Here is a 7,077-nt window from a genome sequence, read left to right on the forward strand (position 1 = left end):
CCAAAAAGAAAAAGCGTCAATCTCAAGCGGTATAAACATGCTGAGATTGACGCCCCCTTACTTCGCAAAAACCACTAAATAAATAACCCCAATCACAAAAAATATGCCGCAACAAGCTAACAATACTTTTGCGAGTTTGTCCATAAACATAGTGTTTACCCCTTTTGCTTGGTTTTTTGCTATTTTAATTCGACAACTGTTACGCCGAGGCCTCCCTCGCCCATATCACCGTAACGGAAGTTTTTCACGCCGCGATGTTTTTTCAAGTAATCTTGTACACCTTGGCGAAGTGCTCCAGTTCCTTTTCCGTGAATGATGGATACGCGTGGATAGCTCGCAAGCTGCGCATCATCTAAATACTTTTCTACACGCACCATTGCATTTTCAAATCGTTCACCGCGAAGATCGAGTTCTAAGGAAACGTGGTAGTCTCTTCCCTTAACAGTCGCAACTGCTTTTTTCTCAACAGGTTGTGGCGAGTTAATATATTCCATATCAGATTCTTTTACTTTCATCTTTAGAATACCAATTTGAACGTTCCACTCATTGTCGCTTACTTTTTTCAGTAATTGTCCTTTTTGACCAAATGTTAATACTTTTACTTCATCGCCTGCTCGTAATTGTTGTTTTGGCGCAGTGTTTTTCACTTTTACTTTTTGTTTTTTCACAAGCTCTGGCGCTGCTCCTTCTAAGCGACTTTTCGCTTCGATAAGCTCATGATCTTTCACGTTTGCAAGCTGTGCTTTACGCAGTTGACGAAGTTCATGAATGATACCTTCTGCTTCTTTTTTCGCAGCTTCTACTTTTTCTTCGCCTTCTTTTTGTGCCTTTAATAATCTTTCATCACGCTCATCGTTAAATTCAATAATTTGACGTTGCAATTCACGATGAAGTTTTTCAGACTGTTTACGATGCTCTTCTGCTTCGTTCCATTCGCGTTCTGCATTTTTTTGACTTTCTTCTAGCTTCGCAATCATATTTTCAATTTTATTTGTATCGGTACTAATGTGATTACGAGCACGATCAATGACGCGATCAGATAAACCAAGACGCTTTGAAATTTCAAAAGCGTTACTACGTCCTGGTACACCAATTAATAGCTTATAAGTTGGACTTAATGTGTTTACATCAAACTCAACACTCGCGTTAATCACTTGCTCGCGATTATAACCATACGCTTTTAACTCTGGGTAATGCGTCGTTGCAACAACGCGTGCTCCGCGGTTATATACTTCATCTAAAATAGAAATCGCAAGTGCCGCTCCTTCTTGCGGGTCTGTTCCAGCACCTAATTCATCAAATAATACTAAGCTTTCAAAATCAGCTTTTTCTAATATATCTACAATGTTCACCATATGAGAAGAGAACGTACTTAAACTTTGTTCAATCGATTGTTCATCACCAATATCAGCAAAAATGTTTTTAAACACACAGATTTCTGATTCGTCTAATACTGGAATATGAAGACCAGATTGCGCCATTAATACACAGATGCCGACTGTTTTTAATGTAACTGTTTTACCACCTGTATTCGGCCCTGTAATAACGATTGTCGTAAAATCCTTCCCTAGCATAATATCGTTTGGCACGATGATTTTTGGATCAATAAGCGGATGACGAGCTTGTCGTAAATCCATATAACGCTCATTATTTACAATCGGTTTTGTCGCTTTAATACGCTTTGCATAAAGTGCTTTTGCGAAAATAAAGTCAAGATTTGCGATAACCTCTACGTTTGCTAACACAATATCAGCTTCGACTGCTACTTCTTCTGTTAACATCATTAAGATGCGTTCTACTTCTTGTTTTTCTTTCACACGTGCTTCTTGCAGCGCGTTATTTAATTCCACAATCACTTGTGGTTCAATAAATAATGTTTGACCAGACGCTGATTGATCATGAACAATACCACCATATACACCGCGGTATTCCTGTTTGACAGGAATTACGTAGCGATCGTTACGGATTGTCACAATTGCATCTGATAGCATTTTCTGTGCATTAGAAGATCTCGTCATATTTTCAAGCTTCTCACGAATGCGGCTTTCCGCAGTACGGATTTGGTTACGAATACCACGCAGTTTATCACTCGCGCTATCAAGTACTTCGCCACCATCGCCAATGCAGCTTGTAATTTTTTTTTCTAAATCATATAAAGATACAATTTGTGCCACATACGTTTCTAAGATCGGTAACTCTACACCATTATCGACCATATCTTCAATAAATCGCTTCATTTGACGACTTCCGTACATCGTACTCGCGATATCAAGAAGTTCATGTGGACTTAACATACTTCCAATTTTTGCACGTTTTACATTCGGACGAATATCAAAAATTCCGCCGAGTGGCACATGCCCTTTTAAACGAATGACTTTCGCTGCTTCATCCGTTGTTTCTTGCATTTCTACAATTTCTTCAAAATCTGTACTTGGCATAAGGCTCTTCACTTTATCACGACCAAGCGAAGATGCCACATGCTCAAGTAATTGTTCTTTTACTTTGTTATATTCTAATACACGCAACGTTCTTTCTAACATAAGTTGCACGTCCCCCTTGTGTTACTTATTCCGTTTAATAAAATCTAATAAACGTTCGATATCCCATGTATTAATCACGGTATCTTTCTGAATCCAACCTTTACGAGCTGCCGCTACACCTGTTTCCATATCTTCTAACATTTCAAGTGTATGAGCATCTGTATTAATAGCCACCTTCACACCCGCATCTTGTGCTTGTTTTAATAACTTAGCACTTAAATCTAAACGATTCGGATTCGCATTTAATTCTAAAACGGTATCCGTTTCTTTTGCGAGTTCAATGAGTAAATCTGTATCTACATCGTACCCTTCGCGGCGCCCAAGAAGACGACCTGTTGGGTGGGCAATCATTGTAACATGTTTATTTTCAATCGCTGTGCGCAGGCGCTTCATAATTGTTTCACGATCTTGTGAGAAGCTAGAATGAATTGCACCAATTACATAATCTAGCTCTGTTAAAACTTCATCATCAAAATCGAGCGTTGCATCTGGTAAAATGTCCATTTCAATTCCACGTAAAATTGTGATATCTGGGTATTTTTCGTTAATGCGCTCAATTTCCTTTCCTTGCTCACGAAGACGTTCTTTCGTTAAACCATTGGCTACTTTCAAGTATTGTGAATGGTCGGTAATTGCCATAAATTTATACCCACGAGCGCGGCATGCTTGTACCATTTCTTCAATCGAAAAAGCACCGTCACTCCAAGTTGTATGCATATGTAAATCACCTTGTATATCAGAGAACTGAATTAAATTCGGATATTCTTGAATTAACTCAATCTCTTTTCCATCTTCGCGCACTTCGGGCGGAATAAAAGGCAGGCCAAAATGAGCAAAGAATGCCTCTTCTGTTTCAAAAGTTTTCACTTCACCTGTTTCTAAGTTTTCCACACCGTATTCACTAATCTTTTCGCCTTTATCTTTTGCAATTTGGCGCATTCTTACGTTATGATCTTTTGAACCTGTGAAATGATGAAGCGTTGTAATAAATTCTTCAGGTTTTACAAGACGGAAATCAATTGAAATATCATATTCATATTGAAGACGAACAGATACTTTTGTATCACCGCTTGCAATCACTTCGATCATATTATCAAACTGCAGTAAATGTTCACGTACCGCTGCTGGATTTTCCGTTGCAATAATGAAATCTAAATCTTTCACTGTTTCACGAACACGTCGTAAACTACCAGCGCGAGAGAATCGAACAATTTCCTGGATATTCGACAATTTCTCTTCTATTTCCCCGGCAATAGGCAGGACCATCGCAATTGGTAAACGTTCTGGACGAGAGCCAACTTGAGCAATCGCTTCTAATATTTTCTCTTCGGTTTTCTTACCAAATCCAGCAAGTGCCTGTACCTTATTTTCTTCACAAGCCTTTTGCAACGTTTCCATATCAATAACACCAAGCTCTTTGTACAACTTCGCTACTTTCTTACCACCAAGCCCTGGTAATTTTAATAATGGTAAAAGTGTGCTTGGCACTTCCTTTTCAAGCTCCTCTAATACTTCTGAAGTTCCAGCTTTAATATATTCTTGAATAACTGCTGCTGTTCCTTTTCCGATACCTGGAATCTTTGTAAAATCTTCAATTTCAGAAAGACTACGATCGTCACTTTCTAATGCTGCTGCCGCTTTACGAAATGCGGATATTTTAAATGGATTTGCGCCCTTTAACTCCATAAAAAGGCCGATTGTTTCCAGTAATTTAATCACTTGTTTTTTATTCACTTTCATTCTTACCCCGCCTTTCTTTCATAGAAAAAAACTCCTCTTTCCGAAAAAAGAGAAGTTATACTCTGCTACCAGTCTGCCATAGTTCCTTCACCTTTTCAGAAAGAATCGGTGTATCGTCTATAATGATTTTGCTAATTGATGACTTTTGTAATGGTGTTTGTACTTGTTCAATCGGAAGAATTGTTCCAATAACAATTAAGACAAACAAAATAATATACACTTCCAAAAAGCCAAGAAGTGCCCCAGCAAACGCATTTACTTGCTTTAAAACCGGGATTTCTGTAAACATATTCAGCAGATTTCCAAGCAATGAAAGTGCGATTTTTGTAATAATAAATAATACAATAAATGCAATTGCTTGATAGAATACTGCTTCGATATTATTCGCATCAATCCATTCTGGAACCGATACGTTCTGATCAAATGGATACGGAATAAATCTCTCGAGCACTGGAGCTAAATCTTTGCAGTACCAGTATGCAACAAGGTATGCGATAATAAAGCTTGTTAACTTTACAAGTTGCAAGACAAATCCTCTTTTTAAACCGAGGAAAAATCCCATAACAAGCAACAAAATGATGATAATATCAATCATGTTATTCCATTCCTTTTTTTGTCATACTTTCTTTCAATTTTTCATGTTCATCTTTTAATTTTATGTAATCGTGTATGACGTTTACCGCCGTCAATACCGCTAGTCTACTCGTATCAAGCGAAGGATTCTTGGCATTGAGTTCGCGCATTTTATCATCCACAATCGCTGCTACCATGCGGATATGACTTGTACTTTCATCGCCAACAACTGAATATTGTTGACCATAGATTTCTACATTAATTCGACTTTTATTTCCCTTTTGTTGTGACAACTCACCGGCCTCCAATCACGTACAGAATCCTAAAGTTTATCATACCATGAACCATCATAATATGGAAACAGAAAGAACAATCCGATATGATAAAAATAACAATATAGAAAAAGGAGCGATTACTTTGTCAAATTCTATTGTAATCCAAACAAATCCTGCAACAATTGAAGATATGCAGCAACAATATAAACAAGCAATTGCCCCAAAAGTCCCACAAGGCGGTATCTTTATGGCAAAAGTTCCATCTTGCACAATTACAGCTTATAAATCCGGTAAAGTGATGTTTCAAGGCGGTCGTGCCGAGGAAGAAGCGGCACGTTGGCAAAATGTTTCTCAAGTACCGAAATCGTCTAACAAAAAAACAGTAAATTCACATCGTTACGCTCCACCTGCTTCCATTGGAACAATGTCTATAGCTGGGTCTGATGAAGTGGGAACCGGCGATTACTTCGGACCGATGACAGTTGTTGCTGTATATGTAGATGCAAAGCAAATTCCATTATTAAAAGAGCTTGGTGTAAAGGACTCGAAAAACTTAAATGATGTACAAATTGCCGAAATCGCAAAACAACTACTTAACGTCGTTCCTTACAGCTCTCTCGTTTTGCATAATGAAAAATATAACGAAATGTTCGATAAAGGAAACAATCAAGGGAAACTAAAAGCGCTCTTACACAATAAGGCTCTTACAAATTTACTGAAAAAGATTGCGCCGACAAAACCAGAAGGCATCCTAATTGACCAATTTACGCAGCCTGATACATATTACAAATACTTAGCAAAACAAAAAGAAGTACAGCGTGAAAACGTGTATTTTGCAACAAAAGGCGAGAGCGTTCACTTAGCAGTGGCCGCCGCTTCCATCTTGGCTCGTTATTCATTCGTAAAACAGTTTGATGAACTAAGCAAAAAAGCGGGTATGCCACTTCCGAAAGGAGCAGGCAAGCAAGTTGATATTGCCGCAGCTAAACTGATCCAAAAACTTGGGAAAGAGCGACTACCTGAGTTTGTGAAACTTCACTTTGCAAATACAGAAAAAGCATTTCGTTTATTGAAAAAATAGTTATTTTTCAGTATCGACAATATAGGAATGAACTAAACAAAAACATATAAATAAGAGTAGNNCTACTCTTATTTATATGTTTAGCTTCGTTTTTGTCTCTTATTTGATGAAGATACTTTATAAGAACCCGTTTCTTGTGTCGTAGTTCCTTGTCCTTCAACTTGCGAGGAACCCAGACTTGCTCTAGAAGGATCTTTTTTTACTTTTTTGCCCACTTTTCTCACCTCCAACGTTACTTTTTACTTAGAAATCAGAAACTATGCAGGAGAAGAAAAAGCGGAGTGTTATGCTAGTATAAGCTCATACAAAGAATCAATATATTTTTATAGAATGCTTTCATTTTTAGTGTTATGCTAAGTAAAGTGACTGAAAATTTTAAAATATAAGACGGAGTGATATCATGAACCCCGAACTCGTAGTAAAACGATTTTTTAAAGAAGTACGTTCAGGACGTAATATACATTTAGCATCAGAACTCATGTCAGAAAAAGTATTGGCTCATCAAATTCAATCTGAACACGAGGTAACAATTGAGAGATCGCCGATTGATTATGCGAACCATGTACAAGAGATGCTAAATACATATGGTACATTCACTTTAGAAGTGCAGGAATTATTCGCATCACAGCAAGACAAAGTATATGTCCGCTGGAAACAAATAGGCACACATATTGGTGAAATTGATGAATTTCAGCCAACTGGACTTCCAGTCATCGAATTAGCAAGTGCTGTTTATCAAGTAAAAGATGGAAAAATTAACGAGTATTGGATTCAAATTGACCGCGCTGGCATTCAAGCTCAACTAGAATCCAACAAAGAAAAAATAAAATGAATCTTTAATCAGTGGAGGTCTTCATCCCCCACTGAT

At 37.7% G+C, this 7,077-nt stretch carries 7 protein-coding genes; 2 read left to right on the plus strand and 5 right to left on the minus strand.

The window, feature by feature from the left end:
• Positions 1-179 precede the first annotated feature (179 nt).
• The 4 genes from CN373_RS12980 to zapA are packed head-to-tail and all read right to left on the minus strand — an operon-like array spanning position 180 to position 5,146.
• A complete protein-coding gene (locus CN373_RS12980) occupies positions 180-2,540 on the minus strand; it encodes an endonuclease MutS2 (RefSeq protein ID WP_000893752.1) in 2,361 nt (786 codons plus the stop codon).
• 21 nt (positions 2,541-2,561) lie between these two features.
• Complete coding sequence (gene polX / locus CN373_RS12985; protein WP_098359484.1) at positions 2,562-4,280, minus strand: DNA polymerase/3'-5' exonuclease PolX; 1,719 nt, start codon at positions 4,278-4,280, stop codon at positions 2,562-2,564.
• 55 nt (positions 4,281-4,335) lie between these two features.
• Positions 4,336-4,875: a CvpA family protein gene (locus CN373_RS12990; RefSeq protein ID WP_000565402.1), complete on the minus strand. Its 540-nt coding sequence runs from the start codon at positions 4,873-4,875 to the stop codon at positions 4,336-4,338.
• Position 4,876: 1 nt separating this feature from the next.
• Positions 4,877-5,146: a cell division protein ZapA gene (zapA, locus tag CN373_RS12995; RefSeq protein WP_000082702.1), complete on the minus strand. Its 270-nt coding sequence runs from the start codon at positions 5,144-5,146 to the stop codon at positions 4,877-4,879.
• 124 nt (positions 5,147-5,270) lie between these two features.
• Between zapA and rnhC the strand changes: the two genes are divergently transcribed.
• Entirely contained in the window at positions 5,271-6,209 is a 939-nt protein-coding gene (gene rnhC / locus CN373_RS13000) for a ribonuclease HIII (RefSeq protein ID WP_000071565.1), read from the plus strand.
• Positions 6,210-6,289: 80 nt separating this feature from the next.
• Here rnhC and CN373_RS13005 read toward each other — a convergent pair whose 3' ends face one another.
• On the minus strand, positions 6,290-6,424 hold the full coding sequence (locus CN373_RS13005) for a YuzL family protein (protein WP_000516930.1): 135 nt from the start codon (positions 6,422-6,424) through the stop codon (positions 6,290-6,292).
• A gap of 185 nt (positions 6,425-6,609) precedes the next feature.
• Here CN373_RS13005 and CN373_RS13010 point away from each other — a divergent pair, with 185 nt between their 5' ends.
• A complete protein-coding gene (locus CN373_RS13010; RefSeq protein ID WP_098359485.1) occupies positions 6,610-7,041 on the plus strand; it encodes an ester cyclase in 432 nt (143 codons plus the stop codon).
• Positions 7,042-7,077 lie beyond the last annotated feature (36 nt).

The sequence above is a fragment of the Bacillus cereus genome (assembly GCF_002561295.1).
GTDB classification, from domain to species: Bacteria; Bacillota; Bacilli; order Bacillales; family Bacillaceae_G; genus Bacillus_A; species Bacillus_A cereus_S.

Bases quoted from the DNA above. Each gene is read 5' to 3' on its own strand.
- CN373_RS12980 (WP_000893752.1), bottom strand. From the start codon at position 2,540: ATGTTAGAAAGAACGTTGCGTGTATTAGAATATAACAAAGTAAAAGAA.
- polX (WP_098359484.1), bottom strand. From the start codon at position 4,280: ATGAAAGTGAATAAAAAACAAGTGATTAAATTACTGGAAACAATCGGC.
- CN373_RS12990 (WP_000565402.1), bottom strand. From the start codon at position 4,875: ATGATTGATATTATCATCATTTTGTTGCTTGTTATGGGATTTTTCCTC.
- CN373_RS13010 (WP_098359485.1), top strand. From the start codon at position 6,610: ATGAACCCCGAACTCGTAGTAAAACGATTTTTTAAAGAAGTACGTTCA.